Origin of the sequence: Kitasatospora sp. NPDC058048 (assembly GCF_042885555.1) — a bacterium.
Taxonomy (GTDB): Bacteria; Actinomycetota; Actinomycetes; order Streptomycetales; family Streptomycetaceae; genus Kitasatospora; species Kitasatospora lactacystinica.
In genome coordinates, this window is the sequence record NZ_JBHVRT010000025.1 from 101164 (window position 1) to 122642 (window position 21479).

Below are 21479 nucleotides of genomic sequence, written 5' to 3' on the forward strand. Positions count from 1 at the left end.
CATGCCGGCGGCCGAAGCGGGCCGCACCCGGGGAACGGGTCGCATGGCGGTAGTCAACAGGGGGATTTGAACTCATGTCACCGATATCCCGGCCGGGCCGTGCCGTCCTGGGCGCCTCCGTCGCCGCGCTGACCATGGTGGTCGCCACCGCGTGCGGCCCCGACAACGCCGATCCGGCCGTGACCGCGGCTCCCAGTGTCGCGGCCAGCGCCGCCGGCACCCCGGGCGCGGCTCCGATCAAGCTTCCGACGCTCGAAGAGCTGAAGACCTGGAAGCTGGAGGACTGGGACAAGTGGGCCCAGGCGAACGTGATCACCCCGGCGGTCAAGGGTTACTGGACCCTGCAGAAGCTGCTGGAGGCCAAGCCGAAGCCGCTGCCCCAGCCCGCCCCGGAGGCGACCCAGCCGCCCGCGCAGCCCACCGGCGCCGCGTCGGCCACCAGCGCGCCCACCGCGGCCCAGCCGGGCGGCGGCGCGGACCAGCTGCCCGCCGTGGTCCCGGCCAAGCCCGTGGCGCACCCGTTCCCGAAGAACATGCACGTCAACGGCAAGATCTTCTTCAAGGACGGCAACGAGGACTACGTGTGCTCCGGCACCGTCGTCTCCGACCCGGCCAACCCGGGCAAGAGCAACCTCGTGTGGACCGCCAGCCACTGCCTGCACGGCGGCAAGGGCAACAAGTACTACACCGACATCACCTTCGCCCCGGCCTTCAACAGCAACGGCGTGCTGAGCAACGGCAACAAGCAGGCCAAGCTGGAGGACGCCGAGCCGTACGGCGAGTGGACCGCCAGCTCCGGCATGGTCTCGCCGCAGTGGGCCGGCGAGGCCGACCCGGAGAAGGGCGGCCCGTGGAGCCAGTACGACTTCGGCATCATCAAGGTCGCCAACCCCAACCCGGGCGGCAAGTCGCTGGAGGAGACCGTCGGCGGTTCCGTCCCGCTCTGGTTCAACGCCCCGCGTGACCAGGTCGGCGCCGTCAGCAACTACGGCTTCCCCGAGGGCAAGCCCTTCGACGGCGTGGAGCTGGAGCACTGCGACGGCGGCAAGCCGTCCAAGAAGACCGGCGACCCGAGCCGCCCGGCGATGCTGCTGATCGGCTGCAACATGACCGGCGGCAGCAGCGGCGGCGGCTGGTACGCGACCAAGGACGGCAAGCCGGCGCTGGTCAGCGACACGTCCATCGGCAACGGCGCGAACACCTACGAGGCCGGTCCGTACCTGGAGGACGTGGCCCAGCACATGTTCGAGTACTTCTCGAAGAAGGCCAAGTGATCAAGGCCCGGTGATCAAGTCCGGGTGATCAAGTCCGGGTGATCCGGGGGCCGCGGCAGGACAGCCGCGGCCCCCGCTTTTTCCGTCGCGCGGGCCGCTCCTCCTACAATCGGCCCCATCATGAGCGCGACACTCGTAGTCAAGGACCTCAGCGCCGGCCACGGCGAACGCACCCTCTTCTCCGGCCTGGACCTGGTCGTCGCCCCCGGCGACGTGATCGGTCTGGTCGGCGTGAACGGTGCCGGCAAGTCGACCCTGCTGCGGCTGCTGGCCGGCCTGGACACCCCGGAGGGCGGCTCGCTGCGGCTGAGCCCGGCGAGCGCCAACGTCGGCCACCTGCCGCAGGAGCCGGAGCGGCGCGAGGGCGAGTCGGTGCGCGACTTCCTGGCCCGCCGCACCGGTGTGGCGGCCGCGCAGGCCGCGCTGGACGAGGCCACCGAGGGCCTGGTCGAGGGCCGGGCGGGCGCCGACGACGCGTACGCCGTCGGCCTGGAGCGCTGGCTGGACCTCGGCGGCGCCGACCTGGAGGAGCGCGCCGAGGAGGTCGCCGACTCGCTCGGGCTGAAGGTCTCGCTGGACCTGCCGATGACCGCCCTGTCCGGCGGCCAGGCCGCCCGGGCCGGCCTCGCCTCGCTGCTACTCTCCCGCTACGACGTCTTCCTGCTCGACGAGCCCACCAACGACCTCGACCTGGACGGTCTGGAGCGCCTGGAGGCCTTCGTCAAGGGCCTGCGCACGGGCACCGTGCTGATCAGCCACGACCGCGAGTTCCTGGCGCGCACCGTGACCAAGGTGCTGGAGCTGGACCTGCACCAGCAGCAGGTCAACCTGTACGGCGGCGGCTACGAGGCGTACCTGGAGGAGCGGGCGGTGGCCCGTCGGCACGCCCGCGAGGAGTACGACGAGTACGCCGACACCAAGGCCGGGCTGGAGGCCCGGGCGCGGATGCAGCGCGGCTGGATGGAGAACGGCGTGCGCAACGCCCGCCGCAAGTCCTCCGACAACGACAAGATCGGGCGCGCGATGCGCACCGAGTCCACCGAGAAGCAGGCCGCCAAGGCCCGGCAGACCCAGCGGATGATCGAGCGGCTGGACGTGGTCGACGAGCCCCGCAAGGAGTGGGAGCTGCGGATGGAGATCGCCACCGCGCCGCGCTCCGGCTCGGTGGTCGCCACCCTGCGCGGCGCGAGCGTGCGGCGCGGGGACTTCGCCTTCGGCCCGGTGGACCTGCAGATCGACTGGGCCGACCGGGTCGCCATCACCGGCGCCAACGGCGCGGGCAAGTCCACGCTGCTGGCCGCCCTGCTCGGCCGGCTGGAGCTGGACGGCGGGAGTGCCTCGCTGGGCTCCGGCGTGGTGGTCGGCGAGGTGGACCAGGCGCGCGGCCTGTTCCTGGGCGGTGAGCCGCTGCTGGAGGCCTTCGCGGCCGCCGTACCGGAGCTCGCACCGGAGGACGTGCGCACCCTGCTGGCCAAGTTCGGCCTCAAGGCGGTGCACGTGCTGCGTCAGGCCGCCACCCTCTCCCCCGGCGAGCGCACCCGGGCCGCGCTGGCGCTGCTGCAGGCCCGCGGGGTCAACCTGCTGGTGCTGGACGAGCCCACCAACCACCTGGACCTGCCGGCGATCGAGCAGTTGGAGTCCGCGCTCGGCTCGTACACCGGCACCCTGCTGCTGGTCACCCACGACCGGCGGATGCTGGACACGGTGTCGGTGAACCGCCGGATCGAGGTCCGGGACGGGCGGGTGCACGAGCTCTGAGCCGGCGCCGACCGGCGACCGGTCTCCATCTCCCGGTCTCCATCTCCCGGTCTGCACCTCCCGGTCTATACCTATCGGTCTGTACCTCTTCCCGGAGGGGCCGTCATGTGCTGTGCTGTCCGCCATGGTTGACAGCACAGACAGCGCCGTGGCGGGGACGTCCCACCCGACCGTCCCGCTCGCCCCCATGACGGTGCCCGCCCACGAGGCCGAGGCCCGCAGCAGGTCCTTCCACGACGTGATGGCCCGGCGCCGGACCGTCCGCGACTACTCCACCCGCCCGCTACCGGACGGGGTCGTCGAGTGGGCGATCCGGACGGCCGGCACCGCGCCCAGCGGCGCGCACGTCCAGCCGTGGCGGTTCGTGGTGATCACCGACCCGGAGCGCAAGCGGCGGCTGCGCGAGGCGGCCGAGACCGAGGAGCGCGAGTTCTACGGCCACCGGGCGTCGGAGGAGTGGCTGGCCGCCCTCGCCCCGATCGGCACCGACTGGCGCAAGCCGTTCCTGGAGGACGCGCCGGCCGTGATCGTGGTGTTCGAGGTGCACAAGGGCCCCGACTCGCCGCGCCCGTACTACACCAAGGAGTCGGTGGGGATCGCCGTCGGGCTGCTGCTGGCCACGCTGCACCAGGCCGGGCTGGCCACGCTGACCCACACCCCGAGTCCGATGAAGTTCCTCAACGAGGTGTGCGACCGCCCGGCGGAGGAGCGCGCGGCGTACGTGATCCCGGTCGGCTACCCGGCCGAGGGGGCGCGCGTGCCGGACCTGCGGCGCAAGGAGCTCGACGAGGTGATGGTCCGGCTCTGACGCGCCGGGGCGCGGGCGGGCGCGCCCGCCACCGGGGCGACACCGAATGGTGACAGGTCCCGGCCAAGGACATAATCGCCGTCATGAGCCAAGCACAGTCACGGTCCTGCGGCCTCGCCCCGCCGGTGGCGGCGGTGACCGCCGGGCGGCCGCCGGAACGGCTGCGGCTGCCCGGCGGCCTCTGGCTGCGGCGCCGCCGCAGCACCCACGCGGCCGCGCTGAACCGGGCCGTCCGCGCCAACCTGGACCACCTGCGGCCCTGGATGGAGTGGGCGGCCGAGGCCCCCTCCCGCGCCCGGACCGCCGAGCTGACCAGGGCCGGCGCGGCCGCCTGGGAGGCCGGCACCGACTTCATGTACCTGGCCGGCCTGGACGCCGAACCCGGCGGCGTGATCGGCGCCTTCGGCCTGCACGGGCGGATCGGGCCGGGCGCGCTGGAGATCGGCTACTGGGTCGCCACCGGGCACGTCGGCCGCGGCATCGCCACCACCGCGGCCGGGGCACTGACCGAGGCCGCGCTGGCACTGCCCGGGATCACCCGGGTGGAGATCCGCTGCGACCGGGCGAACGGCGCCAGCGCGGCCGTCCCGCGCAAGCTCGGCTACCGGCTGGACCGGGTCGCCGAGACCGCCGTCCGGGCTCCGGGCGAGACCGGACGGCAGCTGGTGTGGGTGATGGAGCGCTGACTCCCGGCGCGGCACCGGCCACCGGCGCGGCACCGGTCACCGGCACGGCACCGGCTACCGGCGCCGCACCGCCCGCCCTCGCGGCGCGTCGTCAGTAACGCTCGCCGGTCGCGGCCGGGAGCGCGTCCAGCTCGGCGAGGTCCGCCGCCGAGAGCTCGATCCCGGCCGCGCCCACGTTGTCCACCAGGTAGCGCGGCGTCCGCGTACCCGGGATCGGGAAAACGTACCGGCCCTGCGCCAGCACCCAGGCCAGCGCCACCTGCGCGGGGCTGGCACCGGTCCGTCCGGCGACCGCCCGGACCTTCTCGACCAGCGCCAGGTTGGCCTTCAGCGCGTCCTGCTGGAAGCGCGGCAGCCGGCGGCGGAAGTCGTCGGCGGACAGCTCGTCGAAGGAGGTGATGCCGCCGGTCAGGAAGCCCCGGCCGAGCGGCGAGAACGGCAGGAAGGCGATCCCCTGCTCCTCGGTGTACGGCAGCACCTCGGCCAGCACGTCCCGGGTCCACAGCGACAGTTCGGACTGCACCGAGGCCACCGGGTGCACGGACTGCGCCCGCTCGATCTCCTCGACCGTCGGCTCGGAGAGCCCGATGCTCCGGGCCTTGCCGGCCGCGACGGCCTCGGCGAACGCGCCCCAGGTCTCCTCGATCGGGACGTCCGGGTCGACCCGGTGCAGCTGGTAGAGGTCGACGTGGTCGGTGCCCAGCCGGCGCAGGCTCTCGTCGATCGAGCGGCGCACGTGCTCGGGCCGGCCGTTGCGCTCCTGCTGGCCCGCACCGCCCGGCACGATGCCCACCTTGGTGGCCAGGAAGGCGCGTTCCCGGTACGGCCCGGCCAGCGCGGCGCCGACCACTTCCTCGTTGGTGTACGGGCCGTACATGTCGGCGGTGTCGATCAGGCCGACGCCGAGGTCCAGTGCCTGCCGGATCACCCGGACGGAGTTCTCGTCGTCCCGGCTCCTCATGTCGTAGGCCCAGGTCATGCCCATGCAGCCGAGGCCGATGACGCCGATCTCGGGGCCGCCGGTACCGAACGGGGCGTTGCGCATGAGGGTGCTCCCATCGTGGGTTCCGCGGCTTCCGTGGCGGTGGCCGCAGCAGTGGTTCGCGTGGTGGTGCATTCGACGCGTTCAGCCTCCACCTTGGAGTGCACTCCAGGTCAAGTCCCTTTCGGAACCGGCCCCGTCGCCGTCTTAACCGTTCCTAAAACCTGCCCCCGGTGGGGCGTCCGGGGCCGGGAAGTGCTTGACGTGCACAGCTGGTCTAGTCCAGTTTGATGCTCAGCACCGCGCTCCCCCGCACCCGGAACACCCCCAGGCCGCCGCCCGCCCCGTGTCTCCCCCCTCGCGGCGCGGGCGGCCCCACCACGTCCCGAGAGGCACCCCCATGCCCAGCGCGCCCCTGCACGCCCCCACGCACCGCCGCCCCACTGGTCGCCCCACCGGCCGGACCACCCTGCTGAGCCTCGCCGCCGCCACCGCGCTCGCCGCCGGCGGCCTGGCCGTCCTCGCCGGGAACGCCGGCGCCGCCGACGGCAACCTGCTCGCCAACGGCGGCCTGGAGAGCGGCGCGGTCAGCCCCTGGAGCTGTTCCGCCGGCACCGGGAGCGTGGTCAACTCCGGTGCGCACAGCGGGACGTACGCACTCAAGGGGGCGGTGGGCGCGAGCGACACCGCGCAGTGCGGCCAGAGCGTCGCCGTCCAGCCCAACACCAAGTACACCCTCAGCGCCTGGGTGCAGGGGCAGTACGTCTACCTCGGCGCGACCGGCAGCGGCTTCACCGACCCGGCCACCTGGACCGCCGGCGGCCCCGGCTGGCAGCAGCTGTCCACGAGTTTCACCACCGGGCCCGCCACCACCAGCGTCACCGTGTACCTGCACGGCTGGTACGGCCAGGGCGGCTACCTCGCCGACGACATCGCGCTGACCGGACCCGGCGGCGGCAACCCGACCACCCCGCCGCCGAGTTCGACCCCGCCGAGCCCGACCGGCACCCCGACCGGCACGCCCACCGGCGGACCGAGCACCCCGGCGCCGAACGTCGCGCTCCCGGTCGCCCCGTACATCGACATGGGTGCCTGGCCCACCCCCTCGATGCCCGACCTGGCCAAGGCCGGCGGCCTCAAGGGCTACACCATGGGCTTCGTCACCGGCGTCGGCTGCAAGGCCAGCTGGTTCAACGCCTACGACCCGCGCACCGCCTGGGCCAAGGACCAGGTGGACGCGCTGCGCGCGGCCGGCGGCGACGTCAAGGTCTCCTTCGGCGGCGCCGCCGGCACCGAACTCGCCGCCGCCTGCACCACGGTGGACTCGCTGTTCGCCGAGTACGACGCCGTGGTGAACGCCTACAACCTGCGCTACGTCGACTTCGACATCGAGGGCGCGGCCATCGCCGACACCGCCGCCAACGACCTCCGCTCCGCCGCGCTCGCCAAGCTCCAGCAGGCCCACCCGGGCCTCAAGGTCTCCTTCACCCTGCCCGTCCTGCCGGAGGGCCTGACCGCCGAGGGCGTCGCCATCGTCAAGTCCGCCCGGGACGCCGGGGTGGCCGTCGACGTGGTCAACATCATGGCGATGGACTACTACCGGAGCGGGACCGACTACGGCAACGCCGCCGTCCAGGCCGCGCAGTCGCTGTTCGGCCAGCTCAAGGCCCTCTACCCGGCGAAGACCGACGCCCAGCTGTGGGCCATGGTCGGCGTCACGCCGATGATCGGCGAGAACGACGACCACCAGGTCTACAACCAGGCCGACGCACAGCAGTTGGTGGCCTTCGCCCGGCAGAACCACCTCGGGATGGTGTCCTTCTGGGACGCCACCCGGGACGCCAACGCCTGCACCGGCGGCTCGCTGTCCAAGTGCACCAACATCCCGCAGCAGCCGTACGAGTTCGCGAAGATCCTCGGCCAGTACGCGGGCTGAGCCCACGCCCCCCCGGCGGCGGCCCCGGCGTCCGCCGCACATCGCCCACCAACCGCCAGCCACCGGCCACCGGCCACCAGTCACCAGTCACCAGTCACCAGCGGAAATTGGCATCTCATCGTCCCGGACCGTCCACTACAGTCCCTCCCACCTGTACGGCACGAGGGGGCGGACATGACGGTCCGGGACGACCATCACCAGCTGATCACCATCCTTCCGGCGAGCGACGCCGCCGGCGCGGCGGGCCTCACCGCCGAGGAACTCACCGCGTTCAGCCGCACCCTCGGCCGCCTGCGCGCCCTCCCCGCCCACGACCGCACCCGGCTCTACGCCGAGCGGCAGCTCGGCTCCTTCGTCATGGAGAGCCGCAAGCGCCGCCGCCAGGAGGCCCGGCAGGCCGTGCGGCAGGCCGACGCCGACCTGCTCGCCACCACCGCGACCGGCAGCCGGACCCGCCGCGAGGACGCACCGCTGGCCGCCGCGGACGGACCGGTCGGCGAGCTGCTGGTCCCGCGCAAGTGCTACGTCTGCAAGCAGGCCTACCGCTCGGTCGACGGCTTCTACCACATGCTCTGCCCGGACTGCGCGGCCGACAACACCGCCCGCCGCGCCCTGGGGACCGACCTGCGCGGGCGCCGGGCGCTGCTCACCGGCGGGCGGGTGAAGATCGGCTTCCAGCTCGCCCTGATGATGCTGCGCGACGGCGCCGAGCTGATCGTCACCAGCCGGTTCCCGCAGGACACCGTCCGCCGCTTCCGCGCCGCCGAGGGCAGCGGGCAGTGGTGGGAGCGGCTCAGCGTGGTCGGCATCGACCTGCGCGACCCGCGCCAGGTCATCGGCCTGACCGACCGGCTGCGCGCCGACGGGCGCCCGCTCGACATCCTGGTCAACAACGCCGCCCAGACGCTGCGCCGCCCGCCCGAGTCGTACGCGCCACTGGCCGCGGGCGAGCAGGACGCCCTGCCCGCCGCCGACCGCCGGGCGATCGAGCACGCCCCCGGGTTCCGGCCGGTCACCGGCCTCGCCCGGCTCTCCTCCGGTGCCGGGTCGCTGCTGGACCTCACCGACGAGTCCGGGCTGCTGCCCGACCTCGCCCCCGCCAACTCCTGGTCCGCCGTGCTCGGTTCGCTCGATCCGGCGGAGGTCCTGGAGACCCAGCTGGTCAACGTGCTGGCCCCGGCCCTGCTCTGCGACCGGCTGCTGCCCCTGCTGCTGGCCTCCCCGCACCCCGCCCGCTACATCGTCAACGTCACGGCGGTGGAGGGCCGGTTCGCCGTCCGCAACAAGACCGCCCGGCACCCGCACACCAACATGGCGAAGGCCGCGCTCAACATGCTCACCCGTACCAGCGCGGCCGAACTCGCCCCCCGGGGCGTGCACATGTGCGCCGTCGACACCGGGTGGATCACCGACGAGAACCCGGCCCCGAAGAAGGCCCACCTCGCCGCCCAGGGGTTCCGCACCCCGCTGGACATCGTGGACGGCGCGGCCCGGGTCTACGACCCGATCGTCCGCGGCGAGGCCGGGGACCCGGTGTCGGGGGTGTTCCTCAAGGACTACCGGGTGGCGCAGTGGTGAGGCCCGGACGGGCCGGGGCGGCCGCTCAGGTGTCGTAGTGGCCCCCGCACCCGCCCCCCGCGCGGCGCGGCGCTGGGCGGGGCGGCGCGGGGGGGCACTGGGCGGGCGGACTCACGCGACGCCCGGCCGGCGGCGGCGGTGGTAGGCCCAGGCGAGGGCGAGGGTGATCGGGCCCCAGAACATCGCCGTCGAGGTGCAGATCCGGCCCAGCAGCATCCACCAGCCATTGCTGTAGCCGACCTCCGCGAACACGCCCAGCCAGGCGAGCGGCATGCCGTCGAAGAGGGCCACCAGGACCAGGCCCCCGAGCACGGCCGGGACGAGCGCCGCCGGCGGCGGCACCCGCCGGCCCCGCAGTACGGGCACCCAGCGCGGGAACACCTCGCCCCAGCCGCTGACCAGCCCCAGGGTCAGCAGCGTCAGTGCCTCGGTGACCACGCTCAGACCGATCACGTACGGGGTGGCCCACCAGACGTAGGGCGGGGCGGCCGGGTCGACGGTGCCCATCCGGAAGTCGAAGGCGAACGGCAGGCGCCACAGGCAGTGCGGCAGCACGATCAGCGGGAGGGCCTTGGCCAGTCGCAGGGCCCAACGGGGAACGGGGCGTTCGGTGTCGCCCACCGGGATGTCCTTCAGCATGGCTCCACCGTCCCGGACACCACCCCCGCCGCACGTCCACCGCACGGCCCGCCCGCCTCCCCCGCGCGAGCCAGTCCGCCCTCGGCCCCGCGGTGGAGAACGGACGTCAGCCCTTGGACCCCAGGCCGTACGCGGTGGTCAGCAGCCCGAGGAGGTACGGGGTCTCGGCGCCGTTCAGCGCGGTCGGGTCGACCGAGTACACGACCTCGCGGGCGAGGTCCCGGGTGGCGAAGACGCCACTGGTGGAGCCCGGCCGGGACCCGGTCTTGCCCCAGACCACGATGCCGCCGGCCGTGAGGCGTTCGAGGCCCGTGCTCATGCAGGCCGTGCCGTCCGGGCAGTGGCTGCCGTGTCCGGCCATGGACACCGCCGGGACCGTGAACAGCAGCTCCTGCTGGGCCGGCGGCAGGAGGCGGCCCCGGAACAGCGCCGTCATGAAGCGCTCCAGGTCGGGGGCGCTGGAGATCATGCCGCCCTCGGCCCAGGGCCACGGGCTCTGCTCGGTCACGTCCACCCGGTGCGAGCCGCCGTCCGCGTCGGGGACGGCCAGGTAGGGGCGGGTCGCGGGGTGCCGCAGCCGCGGGTCGTCGGCGTCCGGGAGGGAGGTGTCGTGCAGGCCGAGCGGGCGGACGATCCGGTCGCGCAGCTCGTCGGCGTAGCGGTGGCCGGTGACCTTCTCCACGATCAGCCCGGCGACGAAGGTGTTCATGCCGTTGTACTGCTGGGCGCTGCCGGGCGTGAAGCCCAGCGGCTGCCCGGCCATCGTGGCGAGGACCTCCTCGGGGGTGAACGAGTCGAACCGGTGCTCGGCGAACCAGCCGGTGGTGCCGTCGCCCCAGGGCACGTTGGAGCCGCCGGGCAGTCCGCTGGTGTGGTTGAGCAACTGCCCCACCGTGACCGACGCGTAGGGGAAGTCCGGGAGGTACTGCCGCACGGCGCCGTCGAGGTCGATCCGGCCCTCGCCGGCGAGCTGGAGGACGACGGTGGTGGTGAAGACCTTGGAGATCGACCCGATCCGGAACCGGCCGTGCGGGTCCACCCGCATCCCGCTCTCCGCCGAGGCGCCCTCGAAGCTCCCGGCGGAACCGGTGACCCGCAGGAACGCGGCGGAGACGTCGGCGGCCGGCCGCTGGGCGAGGGCGCCCCGGAGCGCCGCCGGGTCCAGCGGCGGCAGTGCGGACGGGCTCGCCGCCGCCGAGGCGGCGACCGAGGGCGTCGTGGCGAGGGCCGGGCTGCCTGCCCCGACCGTCAGCGCGGCCGCGAGGGCGCCGGCGGCGGCCAGGACGGCCCAACGGGTGCGGTTCGTGTGCGCGTTCATGCGGGTCCGGCTCCAGGATGGTCGTCGTCCGGACCGGTGGCTCCCGGCCCTGCCGACGAGTCTTCCGGCCCCGTCCGCCCCGGGCATCAGGGGTGGGGAACCGCCGTTCCCCGACGTTCTGTCAGGGTCGGCCCGGAGGGGTGGCGCGGCGGGCCGGCCGGTCGTCCGCGAAGGAGGCGAAGGAGGCGAAGCCGCTCTCCTTCACGGCGAGCGGGCCGGTTGCCTCTCCAACGGCGTATCGGGGGCTACCCTCGTCGCAGTCGTCCGCTCCGTCCGCGCCTCGCGGCCGGTGCTCCGACGCCGCGCCGCTCCCGGGAGGTCGGGAATGTCATCGCCGGACGCCTGCGCTCCGATCCGTCAGGCCGTGATCCTCGCGGGCGGACGCGGCAGGCGACTCGCCCCGCACACGAACCTGCGCCCCAAGGCGATGGTCGAGGTGAACGGCACTCCGCTGCTGCGCCACCAGATCGACCGGTTCGCCGACGCGGGCGTGGAGACGGTGGTGGTCTCGGCGGGCTACCGCTCGCAGGTGATCACCGACTACGTGCGCGCGGCGACCCTGCCGATCCGCACCGCCGTGGTCGTGGAGGACACCCCGCTGGGGCGGGGCGGAGGGCTGAAACTCGCCGCCCGCGCGCTTCCGGCGCCGCGGGAGCCGTGGTTCGCCGTCTACGGCGACATCTGGGCCGACTTTCCCCTCGCCGCGCTGGGCGCTCACCACCTGCGATGCGGGGCACTGGCCACGGTCGCCCTGGTCCCGCCCCCGCTGCCCCGGGGCACGGTCCGCTGCGATGCCCTGGGGAGGGTCGCCGAACTCGCCGCGCCGCCCCCGCCCGTCTGCACGGTCAACGGTGGCGTGTACGCCTTCGAGCCCGGCGTCGTCCCCCTGCTGCCGGACCGGGGGGACCACGCGAACACGACCCTCCCGCACCTGGTGCGGCTGCGGCAGATGGCGGGGTACCGCGCCGACGGCTTCTGGTGCGCGGTCAACACCCCGACCGACCTGCGGGACCTGCGCACACACGTGGCCGCGCCGACCCGCCCGGAACCGATCCGGCCACCGGCCGCCGCCACGGGAGCGGATCCGGCTTCCCGTTGACCTGGGACCGTCACGCCCGGCTCCGTCACGCCCGGCTCCGTCACGCCCTGCTCCGTAGCACCCGGCTCCGTAGCACCCGGCTCCGCAGCGCCCGCTCGATCGGGACGTCCGCAGGCTCCGTGAGCAGATGGAGCAGGCTCGGGAAAAGTCCTGCCGGACCGTCACATCCCGTGCCACAGTGGACGATCCGGCGCGCCGACCTCGTGCGGGCCGGAAGGATTCTCGAAGGTCTGGGGGACGAGTGGGATCCGGAACCGAGATGACCGGCGACGGCCGGCCGACCGTGCTGGTGCGTGACGTGGTGCGATCGGTCGTGGAGACCCTCGCACCGGAGGAACTGTTCCTGGTGGAGGGGCTCCGCCGCTTCGACGACGCCACGGTGGTGCGGCGGCTGAGCCGCGGTGGGGGGCGGCACGAGCCGCTGGGGTTCGGAATCGGGGAGGTCGCCGCCCTGGTGACGCCCGTCGTGTGGCTGGTGCTCGACGAGGTGGCGCAGCGGATGGTGGCCACGACCGTGGACCGCGCCTCACGAGGGGCCACGGGCCTGGTGCGGCGGCTGTTCCGGCGACCGGCCCCCGCGGCCGAGCTCCAGCCGCTGACCCGGGAGCAACTGGTCGAGGTGCGGGCCCTGCTCCTGACGGCGGGCGAGCAGCGCGGCCTCGCGCCCGATCTCACCGAGGAGATCGCCGACAGGGTCGTGGCCCGGCTGGCCCTGTCCCGCGCACTGGAGCCTCCCGCCGACCCCACCGACCCCACCGGTACCGGGCAGGACTAGGTGGACGCCACGGGGGCGCCGCCCGGACGGCCGCGGATCGACGAAAGGGTCCTCGGCGCGGGCACGGGCCCCCGGTTCGTCGTCCTGCTACTCCTGATGCTCACCGCCGGCGGCGCCATGATCCTCGAAGTGGTCAGGGTCCTGGCCGACGGGGACGAGTCCGGGTGCAGCCTCGCCGCGGGCGTGGACCCGGCTGACGGCAGCTACTGGAAGACGTCGCTCAGCATCTCCGGCCAGGTCACCGCCTCCCGCTTCTGCCTGTCCCTGTGGGCGCCCGCGCCGCCGTGGTGGCAGGTGGCCGCCTGGCCGCTGCTCCTGCTGGTGGTGGCCGCCCTGCTCTTCGCCGCGCTGCCGCACTGGAAGGCCCGGCGCAGCCGCGTCATCCCGCTGGCCGCGGTCGATCCGGACGGCGAACTCCTCGCCCTGCTCACCGAACTGTGCACGGCGACGGGCGTGGCGCCGACGCCCCGGGTGGTGGTCGACCCCGCGGCGGCCTCGGTCAGCGCGGTGGTCTTCGGCCGCACCCGCCGCCCGGTCGTCTGCCTGCACGGCGGCCTGCTCGCCGTCCGGCGGCGCGATCCGGAGCGGTTCCGGGCGGTACTGCTGCACGAACTCGCCCACATCGCCAACCGGGACGTCACCCTGACGTACCTCACGGTCGCCCTGTGGCGGGTCTTCCTCGCGCTGGTGCTGCTGCCGTACGTGCTCTGCCTGGGCTACGTGATCTACGGCGTGGTGGCGGACGGCCGGGTGCCGCAGCTGGACCGGGCCGTGGCGCTGGCCGTCGTCATGGTCGTCCTGCTGTACCTCGCCCGCTCCGACGCGCTGCGCAGCCGGGAGATCTACGCCGACCTGGCCGCGGTGCGCTGGGGCGCGGACCCGCACGGCTGGTCCGTCAGCGCCGCACCGTCCGGGAGCGCGGTGTGCCGCCTGCTCGACGCTTTCCTCGACCTGTGGCGCACCCATCCACGGTGGGGCCTGCGCCAGGGGGCCCTGGTCGATCCCGCCCCGCTGTTCCGCACCTCGGTCCTGCCGCTCTTCCTCATCGGCACCGTGCCCGTCCTGGCCGTGCAGCAGGTGCTCCGGCAGATCGCGCCGTACCGCGTGAACTTCACCAACAACCTGATGACGCTGCTCGTCATCGTTCCCGGTGCCCTGGTGACCGGCGTGATCGTCGTCGCCCTGTGGCGGGCGGTGGTGTACGCCGTCCTGACCGGAACCCGGGTGCCCTCCGGGGCGTGGGCCGGGGGGTGGCTGGGCGCCGGCATGTCGGCCGGCCTGGTCCTCAGCGGCTGGGGCGCGGGCTGGGCCTGGCAACCGCAGCGGCCGCTGGTCCTGCTGGTACCGGTGGCGGCGGGAGCGGCCTTCGGCTGGTGGACCACCCAGTGCGCGCACCTGTGGACCCGCACCTCGCGAGGCCGGACCCCGCGCCCCGCGCTCACGCTCTGCCTGGCCGCCGGCTGCGTCGCCATGACGTCGTGGCTCACCTGGTGGATGCTCGCCGGAGCCACGGCGCTGAACAGGGACTTTCCGGGCGCCCAGGCCGTCGCCCAGTCCGTCCTGCAGTGGCTTCCCTCCAAAGCCCCGACCGGGGACCCGACCAGGATCCCCGGCATCGCCCTGGTGCTGCCGCAGCTGTCGAACGTCGCCGACACGCCGATGGGCTCACTGGCTGTCATCGTCCTGTGGGTCGTGCCGCTGCTCGCGTGGGCGTCCGGCACGGCGGGCCGGACCCCACGTTGGATGCCGGACCAAGCACTCCGGCCGGAAGGTCCCGTGGCGCCGCTGCGCAAGGTCATGCTGCCCGGACTGCTGGGTGGAGCACTGGCGGGCCTGACCGTCGTCGGCGTCCAGGCCTGGCTCCACACCGGGCAGCCAGTACCGGACGCGCGGGGCGGGCTCTACGCCCTGCGGTACGCGGGCCTCCTGCTGCCGGCGCTCTGCCTGCCCGCAGGCCTGGCCGCCGCCGTGGCGAGCGCCGCCGACCGGCGCTTCCGACTGCCGGGCGCCCTGATCGCCGCCGGGACGGCAACCGTGCTGGGGGCCGCCACGATGACGCTCCTCGTCTCGGTGGACGGCTGCGTCACCCCGCTCAACGTCCTCTCGGACAGCTGCGCCTGGCGGCCGGCCTGGTGGAGGCCGTTGTTCCCGTTCACCTTCGTGCTGAACAACGCCCTCGTCCTCTCCGGGCTCACCGCCGTCGCCGTCGCGCTCACCGCTGCCGCCGTCACGGCCGTCCGGCGTCGACGGCGGCCTGACGCACACGTCTCCGTCCACCCCGAGCCCCAGGCCGGTGGGCAGGGAGCCCGTGGACCGCGCGCACGCCGCCTCGCGGTGATCCTGCTGTGCGTCGTCGCGGTCGCGGGCACCGCGACGGACGGCGGCTTCAGGAGGTACCAGCTGGGCTTCATGGTCAACGAGCTCACGTCCCAGCGCTCCCTGGTGCAGTTCTGGGGGCTCCCGGACCCGCCGCGGTCGGAGCTCACCCGCGTGCGGCAGATCCGGGCCTGGTACCGCCTCAGCGGCGACGATCTCATCGACATGGCGGTCTCGTACGACAGTCGCCTGACCGCCGCCGTCCGGGAGGCCCAGGCCGCCAAGGACAGTTGGGACGCGCTGGACCGCCGCCTCCGCCCGGCCTGCACCCAGTGGGGAAGCGCCGCCTGGTTCGAGACGGTCTGGTTCCGCCTGCCCGCCGACCCGCGCCTACGGGCCGACTGGCACGCGGTCACCACCAAGGCGGACAACGGCAGTCGCGGCTGCGCGCAGGCACTGACCGCCCGCGACCAGGCTGGTCTCAGAAGCGCCCTGCTCGACCTGTATGCGGCCCGCCGCTGCGCGGAATCGGTCAATGCCGGGATCGACGGGATCCTCCGCGCGGGCGGCTTCCGGGGCACCACCCGCCCGCCCGCGCAGGGCACCGCGGCGGTCTGCGACCGCCCGGCCTCCTAGACCCTCCTTCCTCCGTCGGTGACGACCGGCGAGCCGGGGGCCTGTGCCCGGGCGGCGGTCAGCCGTCCACCGGCCGCAGCACGTTCTGCCGGTAGGCGGCCGGGTCGTCGACGTTGCCCGGCTCCTTGTACAGGCACACGATGTACGACTCCAGACCGTCCTTGGTGTCGGCCGTCCCCGCGCCGGCGGCCCGGGCGCAGCCGATGCGGGTCGTGGCCTTCCACACCACCTGGGTGAACCCGCCCGTCCCCGGGTTCTGGTCGTAGCCGGGCTGGTCGTACCGGTAGTCGCGGCCCTGCTGGTACCAGCGGTCCACCGCGACGTGTGCGGCGGCCGGCTCGGTGCCCGGCTCGACCGACCCGATCCAGCCCCACCAGACGTTCTCCCCCACGCCCTTGATCCGGCCCTCGTTCACCAGGTCGAGCTTGTGACCGGTGCTCAGGCGGGTGACGCGCTGCTCGGCGTACCCGACGAGCTCGGGATCTTGCGTCAGGGGCGGGGCACTGTGCGCGGCACGGTACCGGTTGTGCGTCCGGACGGCATCGTCCTGGAACGCCTGGTCCGTCACGAGCGGGAGCGCGGGGCGGGGGAAGGCCTCGGCGGCCCGGACCGGCTGCGCCGGTACGAGCACTCCCATGACCGCCGCCGCACTGCACGCTCCCAGGACGGCGTTGCGGATTCGACGTCGTTCCACAGCGGTCTCCTTCGCGCTCCGAGTGATCGTCACCGGGTTAACGTCACCGGGGGCGGCGAGGGCACGGGACGCCGGGCGGACACCACACAGAAAGGAGTGGGTAGTCGGACCGGCCGACTTCCCACTCCTGCCCTGTGGCCCATTGGGGTGCTGGGGCGCTCGGGGCGCCAGGGGCCGCGGAGGCGGTCAGCCCCCCATGCAGGCCCTCCACTGGCCGCGGGCGAAGGACTCGCCACCGGACCAGTAGTTGACGTTCCACGCCGCGGTGCACTGCTCCCTCTTGGACAGCTGCCGAGGGTAGGCGTTCGCCTCGGCGCCGGTGGCCAGGACGAGCACGGGGGCCAGCACGGCCGCGGCGAGCGCGGTGGCGGCCAGTCGACGGATCTTCATGGGTGTGGATCTCTCTGCCGGAGGGCCGGGTGCTCCGGAGCAGGCACCGCGACAGCCCACGGATCCCGAACTCCGAAGCCCGGCCGGAGCGTTCGGCTCCGTGCGGCACATCCTGGCAGCGGCGGCCGACCTGGGGACATCCCACAAACCTGGGATGGTCCGGGCCCAGGGCGTCGACAGGAGTCGACAGGAGGAGTGGGAAGTCGGACGGGCCGACTTCCCACTCCGGGCGGCTCGGAGGACCGGTGGGGTATCCCGGGGTTCAGGGGGCGTCGGGCGCGTCGGGCACGGCGGGGGCGTCGGGCGCGTCGGGCGCGTCGACGAGGTCGAGTTCGGCCCAGACGGTCTTGGAGTTGGGGTGGCGGGGGATGGTGCCCCAGCGGTGACAGAGGGCGTCAACGAGAGTGAGGCCGCGGCCGGTCTGGGCGTTCGGGGTGTGGACGGTGGGGAGGACGGGGAGCCTGTCCCCCCGGGGATCGCTGATCTCGATGCGCAGGGTGGCGCCCCGGCGCGCACAGGTGGTGAGCGAGAGGTGAACCTCGAACCCGCGCCCCGGAAGGCGCCCGTGCGTGATCGCGTTCGCCGCCAGTTCGGCGACGATCAGCAGCGCGCAGTGGAACGGCTCCGTGTGCGTGGAGTCCAGCTCCCAGTCCATGAGTTGACGCCTCGCCAGGCGACGGCAGATGGCGGCGCCCTTGGGGGAGGCGATGAGGGTGGCGGTACGGGACCGGGGGTTGTCGAGGGGGTTTTCGGTCGTCATGGGAGTAAGCGTGGCGGGGCGGAAGTACCCTGACCAGGAGCTCGGCGAGCACGGAGAGTGCCTGTACGGACACGGATGGCCGACTTGTCGGTCGGCTCGGATCAATCGGTCGCAAAGGCGGGTGGTACACATGGCTGGCGTCGAACGCACGATGTTCGATGACGGTGAGACGGCGGAGAACTCGGACGGGGTCGCGGAGTTCTACAGCGCGGTGGGCAAGCTGATCAAGCACTTCCGCGAGAGGGCCGGGATCACGCAGAAGGAACTGGCCAAGCTGACCGGCTACAGCGAGGACCAGATCGGCGCGATGGAGCGCGGCGTCCGGACGGCGAGGATCGAGTACCTCACGAAGGTGGATCCGCTCATCAACGCGGGCGGCGCCCTGAAGCTCATCGCGGACGACGTGATGAAGGCGAAGATCCGGATGAGCGAGCGTCATCCGGCCTACTCCAAGGCCTTCACCTCGGAGGAGAACCGGGCCATCGAGATCCACGAGTACGGCACGATGGTGATCCCGGGACTGCTCCAGACCGAGGCGTACATCCGCGCTCTGTACGAGATGCGCCGGCCGGTCCTCTCTCCCGAGCAGATCGACGAGTGGGTGGCGGCACGACTGGCCCGGCAGGAGATCCTGACCCGCTGGCCGCTGCCGGTGGTGACGTGGGTGATCGACGAGAGCGTGCTGCGGCGCCCGCTGGGCGGGTGGGACGTGCACAAGGAGCAGCTCCAGCACCTGCTGAAGGTGGGGCAGATGCGGGGTCCCGAACTGCAGGTCATGCCGCTCGACCGGATGAGCCACGCGGGCATGAGCGGCTCGTTCACGCTGCTGACCCCGCCCGGTCGGCCGCAGATCGGCTACGTCGAGGCGCAGCACGTGAACCGGCTGATCACGGATCCGGCGGAAGTCCGTAATATGGCCGCACGGTACAGCAGCATCCGGGCCCAGGCCCTGGGGCTGCGGGAGTCCCTGGCCTTGATCGAACAGATTCTGGGAGAGCGGTAGACATGGCCGAGCTGGCGTGGTTCAAGAGCAGCTACAGCACCAACGAGGGCGCCCAGTGCATCGAGGTCGCCGAGACCCCCGGCACCGTCCACGTGCGTGACTCCAAGGACAAGAGCGGCCCCCAGCTGGCCTTCGAGCCGGCCACCTGGGCGGCCTTCGTGAAGTTCGCCGCCACCACCGAGGTCTGACACCTTCCGGACCTCCCCGCAACGGCCCACCGCCCTCCCGGCGGCGGGCCGTTGGCGTACCGGCTGCCACCTGACCCCACCCGACAGATCCACTCTGTACGGGCCCGGGCCGGCGCGTGTCAGCCGCTGATGCTCTCCTTGCCGTTCTCGATGTGGCCCATGAAGCGGCGCCGATAAGAAGCGTCCTGCGCGACGGTGAGGGTCAGGTCGTACCAGCCCTGGGCGTCATTGGTGCTCCAAGTCACCACGACAGGCTGCCCGTTCGCGGGGAAGTCGTACTCCTTCGCGGGAACCTTGCTGTAAGCGTTCGGAGTCAGCTTCACCTTGAGGGCCGACGTGCCCCGGTTGGTGATCGACAGCTTCAGCTCCCGGGTGGCCCCGTCCACCGTCGTAGCGACATCGACCAGCGCCGCGCCGCCCGTGGTCTCGCCCGCGAACTCGCGCCGGAAGCCGTTCGGCCCGGTGAGGGTGAAGTTGTAGGCGCCGTCCTTGACCGGAACGGCCTCGGCGGCGGTGCCGAGCACGTCGAAGTGCTGGGGGGCGTCGTACTCCTCGGCGTACGGGTAGAGCGCGAGGTGCGCACTGGCCTCGCCACTGTTGTACATCCGCAGGAAGAAGGTGTTCGTTGCAGTATCGAGCGACCCGTGCGCGTCGGGCTGGTAGGGCAACGGCCGCGCGCGGCGGGGCCCGGATCCCTTGTACGGGTTGGTGACGGCCGTGGTGCGGGCGAAGTCGAAGACCGACGACAGGTCGCCCGCCACCGTGCGGCGCCACCGGCTGATCGCCGGCTGGCGCACGTCCAGCCAGTTCTCCAGGAAGCGGACCTGCGAGGTGTGGTCGAAGACCTGGGAGTTGACGTAGCCGCCGACCGTCCACGGGGACACCGCGATCATGGGCACCCGGGTGCCCAGCCCGATGGGCAGGTTGTCCACGAACTCGTCGGCCCACTGCCGCGCCGGCACCGGCGGCGGGACATGGTCGAAGAGGCCGTCGTTCTCGTCATAGCTGATCAACAGGATGGTGGAGTCCCACACGTCGGGTTTGGAGGCGATGGCATCCAGGACCTGGTAGACGATCTGCTGACCGAAGCCCGGGGACGAGTTCCCGGGGTGCTCCGAGTCCCGCGCCGAGGAGACCAGGTACGACACCTGCGGGAGCTTGCCCGCCGTGACGTCATCCTTGAACGCCTGGACGAAGCCGCGGACGTTGTCGACGCCGCCTCCGTTCTTGCTGGGCCTGTGACGGCGCAGCGCGCGCTCGAACAGGCTCCGGTCGGCATCGGAGAGCTTCTTGACCTGGGTGTCCAGAGCGTCGAGATCGGGTTGGCTGATGTCGTCCGGCCCGGGAGGGAATTCGTCTTTATCCACGGGGTGGTAGAAGTTGTACGTGCTCGCGTAGGTCTTGGGCATCCCCTTCAGGACGGCGGCGGCAATCCGTCTGAACCTGTCATGGAATTCCAGGTTGTTGTCGTAGAAGTTGTCCCACTCCTGGTAGACCTGCCAGGAAACGCCGTTGGCTTCCAGCATTTCCGGGTAGCTCGTCCAGTTGTAGGCCCCCGGGGCCCCCGGAGGCCTCTCCCGCCCGTGGGCTTCGGAGCCGGTCACGCGCTCCCCGGTGGGCTCCCAGCCGCCGAATCCGGAGAAGAGGTAGTTGCGGTTGCTGGTGGTCTCGCCCATCACGGACGAGTGGTAGCTGTCGCAGATGGTGAAGGCGTCAGCCAGTTTCCGGTAGAACCCGACCACCTCGGGCTGATCGTAGTAGCCCATCGTGTCGACCGTTTTGACCGCCACCCAGCGGTCGTACCAGCCTCCGTGCCAGGCGTCGTGGCCGCCGCCCCAGTTGTGGTTGAGGCCTTTGTCCACATCTCCGGTGGGAATCTCCCACTGCTCCGGCCCCTGTGAGCCCGGCTGCTCCAGGACCGACTTCTTGCCGTCGGGCAGGAGGACCATGTTGCGGTCCTCGAACCCCCGCACGCCGTCGACCCCCTTGCCGAAGTAGTGATCGAACGAGCGGTTCTCCTGCATCAGGAGGACCACGTGCTTGACCGCCCCGAGCCCTCCGGCCGGCGGCTTGCGTTTCATCGCCTCGATCACCGAGGGCGGAAGGTCGGGTGGGACTGTTTTGTCGGACATTCTCGTCTCCCTGGGTGCTTTCGCGGCTCCGCGCGGACCGCCCGGCCGGGTAGCCGGCCGGGCGGTCCGCCTCAGCGAAGCGTCAGTTCTGGGTGAGGCTCTTCCACTCGCTGAGCGGAGCCGGCCCGTAGACCTTCTTGTCCTCGTGCGGTTCGCCGTCGGCCACGTTGATGCGGACGAACTGGTCACCGGAGAAGACCCAGTACTCGTTGCTGCCGTCCGGAACCTTCATGACGGCGTCCACCGTGGTGAAGTCGGACAGGCTGGGCCAGTCCGACCGGATCGAGCCCTCCTGGATGAACCTGTCCCCGTACGGGTGCGTGCTCTTGACCTCGATCTCGATGCGCCGGTACTTACTGCCGGAAAACACCCAGAACTGGGTCGGCTTGTCAGGGACGGCCATGACCGCATCCACGTGACTGAATCCCATGATGGATCCCTTTCAGGGTCGTGTGTCTTTTCGGCGCCCAGCGGTCGATTCGGGTGACCGCACTTCAGCACCACAGT

Annotated in this window: 19 protein-coding genes; 11 read left to right on the forward strand and 8 right to left on the reverse strand. The window is 72.6% G+C overall.

The features are described 5' to 3' along the window. Positions 1-74: 74 nt before the first annotated feature. From ACFVVA_RS25315 to ACFVVA_RS25330, 4 genes are all read left to right on the forward strand, one after another. Positions 75-1274 carry a trypsin-like serine peptidase gene (locus tag ACFVVA_RS25315; protein WP_387692903.1) on the forward strand — a complete coding sequence of 400 codons (1200 nt, stop codon included), beginning with the start codon at positions 75-77 and terminating at the stop codon, positions 1272-1274. A gap of 120 nt (positions 1275-1394) precedes the next feature. Then, the gene (locus tag ACFVVA_RS25320; RefSeq protein WP_387692905.1) at positions 1395-3032 is read left to right on the forward strand and encodes an ABC-F family ATP-binding cassette domain-containing protein; all 1638 of its coding nucleotides are present in this window, start codon (positions 1395-1397) and stop codon (positions 3030-3032) included. A gap of 124 nt (positions 3033-3156) precedes the next feature. Next, complete coding sequence (locus ACFVVA_RS25325) at positions 3157-3840, forward strand: nitroreductase family protein (RefSeq protein WP_359900059.1); 684 nt, start codon at positions 3157-3159, stop codon at positions 3838-3840. 83 nt (positions 3841-3923) lie between these two features. Continuing rightward, entirely contained in the window at positions 3924-4526 is a 603-nt protein-coding gene (locus tag ACFVVA_RS25330) for a GNAT family N-acetyltransferase (RefSeq protein WP_387692907.1), read from the forward strand. A 91-nt stretch (positions 4527-4617) separates the two neighbouring features. On the opposite strand, the gene ACFVVA_RS25335 is transcribed toward ACFVVA_RS25330, so the two are convergent. Beyond that, complete coding sequence (locus tag ACFVVA_RS25335; RefSeq protein ID WP_387692909.1) at positions 4618-5571, reverse strand: aldo/keto reductase; 954 nt, start codon at positions 5569-5571, stop codon at positions 4618-4620. 337 nt (positions 5572-5908) lie between these two features. Between ACFVVA_RS25335 and ACFVVA_RS25340 the strand changes: the two genes are divergently transcribed. Further along, on the forward strand, positions 5909-7444 hold the full coding sequence (locus ACFVVA_RS25340) for a carbohydrate binding domain-containing protein (RefSeq protein ID WP_387692911.1): 1536 nt from the start codon (positions 5909-5911) through the stop codon (positions 7442-7444). Between the two features lie 174 nt (positions 7445-7618). Beyond that, complete coding sequence (locus ACFVVA_RS25345; protein WP_387692913.1) at positions 7619-9022, forward strand: SDR family oxidoreductase; 1404 nt, start codon at positions 7619-7621, stop codon at positions 9020-9022. A gap of 111 nt (positions 9023-9133) precedes the next feature. On the opposite strand, the gene ACFVVA_RS25350 is transcribed toward ACFVVA_RS25345, so the two are convergent. Both ACFVVA_RS25350 and ACFVVA_RS25355 read right to left on the reverse strand, forming a co-directional pair. Beyond that, complete coding sequence (locus ACFVVA_RS25350) at positions 9134-9661, reverse strand: hypothetical protein (protein WP_387692915.1); 528 nt, start codon at positions 9659-9661, stop codon at positions 9134-9136. Between the two features lie 106 nt (positions 9662-9767). Beyond that, positions 9768-10979 (reverse strand): serine hydrolase domain-containing protein, encoded by a 1212-nt coding sequence (locus ACFVVA_RS25355; RefSeq protein ID WP_387692917.1) that lies wholly within the window; start codon positions 10977-10979, stop codon positions 9768-9770. Positions 10980-11304: 325 nt separating this feature from the next. Here ACFVVA_RS25355 and ACFVVA_RS25360 point away from each other — a divergent pair, with 325 nt between their 5' ends. From ACFVVA_RS25360 to ACFVVA_RS25370, 3 genes are all read left to right on the forward strand, one after another. Next, entirely contained in the window at positions 11305-12078 is a 774-nt protein-coding gene (locus ACFVVA_RS25360; protein WP_387692919.1) for an NDP-sugar synthase, read from the forward strand. A 241-nt stretch (positions 12079-12319) separates the two neighbouring features. Continuing rightward, entirely contained in the window at positions 12320-12853 is a 534-nt protein-coding gene (locus ACFVVA_RS25365; protein ID WP_387692922.1) for a hypothetical protein, read from the forward strand. Beyond that, positions 12854-15805, forward strand: a complete 2952-nt coding sequence (locus tag ACFVVA_RS25370; protein ID WP_387692924.1) for a M48 family metallopeptidase — start codon at positions 12854-12856, stop codon at positions 15803-15805. A 58-nt stretch (positions 15806-15863) separates the two neighbouring features. Here ACFVVA_RS25370 and ACFVVA_RS25375 read toward each other — a convergent pair whose 3' ends face one another. The 3 genes from ACFVVA_RS25375 to ACFVVA_RS25385 all read right to left on the reverse strand — a co-directional run bounded on the left by ACFVVA_RS25375 (position 15864) and on the right by ACFVVA_RS25385 (position 17649). Beyond that, positions 15864-16499 carry a CAP family protein gene (locus ACFVVA_RS25375; protein ID WP_387692926.1) on the reverse strand — a complete coding sequence of 212 codons (636 nt, stop codon included), beginning with the start codon at positions 16497-16499 and terminating at the stop codon, positions 15864-15866. 186 nt (positions 16500-16685) lie between these two features. Further along, positions 16686-16889 carry a hypothetical protein gene (locus ACFVVA_RS25380; protein ID WP_359900037.1) on the reverse strand — a complete coding sequence of 68 codons (204 nt, stop codon included), beginning with the start codon at positions 16887-16889 and terminating at the stop codon, positions 16686-16688. A 262-nt stretch (positions 16890-17151) separates the two neighbouring features. Then, positions 17152-17649, reverse strand: coding sequence for an ATP-binding protein (locus ACFVVA_RS25385; protein WP_387692928.1), 498 nt, complete (start codon positions 17647-17649; stop codon positions 17152-17154). A gap of 130 nt (positions 17650-17779) precedes the next feature. Here ACFVVA_RS25385 and ACFVVA_RS25390 point away from each other — a divergent pair, with 130 nt between their 5' ends. Together ACFVVA_RS25390 and ACFVVA_RS25395 are read left to right on the forward strand one after the other, a co-directional pair. Continuing rightward, a complete protein-coding gene (locus tag ACFVVA_RS25390; RefSeq protein WP_387692930.1) occupies positions 17780-18652 on the forward strand; it encodes a helix-turn-helix domain-containing protein in 873 nt (290 codons plus the stop codon). A 2-nt stretch (positions 18653-18654) separates the two neighbouring features. After that, the gene (locus ACFVVA_RS25395) at positions 18655-18840 is read left to right on the forward strand and encodes a DUF397 domain-containing protein (RefSeq protein ID WP_387692932.1); all 186 of its coding nucleotides are present in this window, start codon (positions 18655-18657) and stop codon (positions 18838-18840) included. 119 nt (positions 18841-18959) lie between these two features. Here the strand turns inward: ACFVVA_RS25395 and ACFVVA_RS25400 are convergent, their stop codons facing one another. Both ACFVVA_RS25400 and ACFVVA_RS25405 read right to left on the reverse strand, forming a co-directional pair. Next, positions 18960-20972 carry an alkaline phosphatase family protein gene (locus ACFVVA_RS25400; RefSeq protein ID WP_387692933.1) on the reverse strand — a complete coding sequence of 671 codons (2013 nt, stop codon included), beginning with the start codon at positions 20970-20972 and terminating at the stop codon, positions 18960-18962. Between the two features lie 82 nt (positions 20973-21054). Next, positions 21055-21402: a hypothetical protein gene (locus tag ACFVVA_RS25405; RefSeq protein ID WP_387692935.1), complete on the reverse strand. Its 348-nt coding sequence runs from the start codon at positions 21400-21402 to the stop codon at positions 21055-21057. Positions 21403-21479: the final 77 nt, after the last annotated feature.

Excerpts from the sequence above, each read along its gene's own strand:
- ACFVVA_RS25395 (WP_387692932.1), top strand. The coding sequence starts at position 18,655 with ATGGCCGAGCTGGCGTGGTTCAAGAGCAGCTACAGCACCAACGAGGGC.
- ACFVVA_RS25320 (WP_387692905.1), top strand. The coding sequence starts at position 1,395 with ATGAGCGCGACACTCGTAGTCAAGGACCTCAGCGCCGGCCACGGCGAA.
- ACFVVA_RS25350 (WP_387692915.1), bottom strand. The coding sequence starts at position 9,661 with ATGCTGAAGGACATCCCGGTGGGCGACACCGAACGCCCCGTTCCCCGT.
- ACFVVA_RS25325 (WP_359900059.1), top strand. The coding sequence starts at position 3,157 with ATGGTTGACAGCACAGACAGCGCCGTGGCGGGGACGTCCCACCCGACC.
- ACFVVA_RS25315 (WP_387692903.1), top strand. The coding sequence starts at position 75 with ATGTCACCGATATCCCGGCCGGGCCGTGCCGTCCTGGGCGCCTCCGTC.
- ACFVVA_RS25345 (WP_387692913.1), top strand. The coding sequence starts at position 7,619 with ATGACGGTCCGGGACGACCATCACCAGCTGATCACCATCCTTCCGGCG.
- ACFVVA_RS25405 (WP_387692935.1), bottom strand. The coding sequence starts at position 21,402 with ATGGGATTCAGTCACGTGGATGCGGTCATGGCCGTCCCTGACAAGCCG.
- ACFVVA_RS25400 (WP_387692933.1), bottom strand. The coding sequence starts at position 20,972 with ATGTCCGACAAAACAGTCCCACCCGACCTTCCGCCCTCGGTGATCGAG.
- ACFVVA_RS25340 (WP_387692911.1), top strand. The coding sequence starts at position 5,909 with ATGCCCAGCGCGCCCCTGCACGCCCCCACGCACCGCCGCCCCACTGGT.
- ACFVVA_RS25355 (WP_387692917.1), bottom strand. The coding sequence starts at position 10,979 with ATGAACGCGCACACGAACCGCACCCGTTGGGCCGTCCTGGCCGCCGCC.
- ACFVVA_RS25385 (WP_387692928.1), bottom strand. The coding sequence starts at position 17,649 with ATGACGACCGAAAACCCCCTCGACAACCCCCGGTCCCGTACCGCCACC.
- ACFVVA_RS25360 (WP_387692919.1), top strand. The coding sequence starts at position 11,305 with ATGTCATCGCCGGACGCCTGCGCTCCGATCCGTCAGGCCGTGATCCTC.
- ACFVVA_RS25390 (WP_387692930.1), top strand. The coding sequence starts at position 17,780 with ATGGCTGGCGTCGAACGCACGATGTTCGATGACGGTGAGACGGCGGAG.
- ACFVVA_RS25335 (WP_387692909.1), bottom strand. The coding sequence starts at position 5,571 with ATGCGCAACGCCCCGTTCGGTACCGGCGGCCCCGAGATCGGCGTCATC.
- ACFVVA_RS25380 (WP_359900037.1), bottom strand. The coding sequence starts at position 16,889 with ATGAAGATCCGTCGACTGGCCGCCACCGCGCTCGCCGCGGCCGTGCTG.
- ACFVVA_RS25330 (WP_387692907.1), top strand. The coding sequence starts at position 3,924 with ATGAGCCAAGCACAGTCACGGTCCTGCGGCCTCGCCCCGCCGGTGGCG.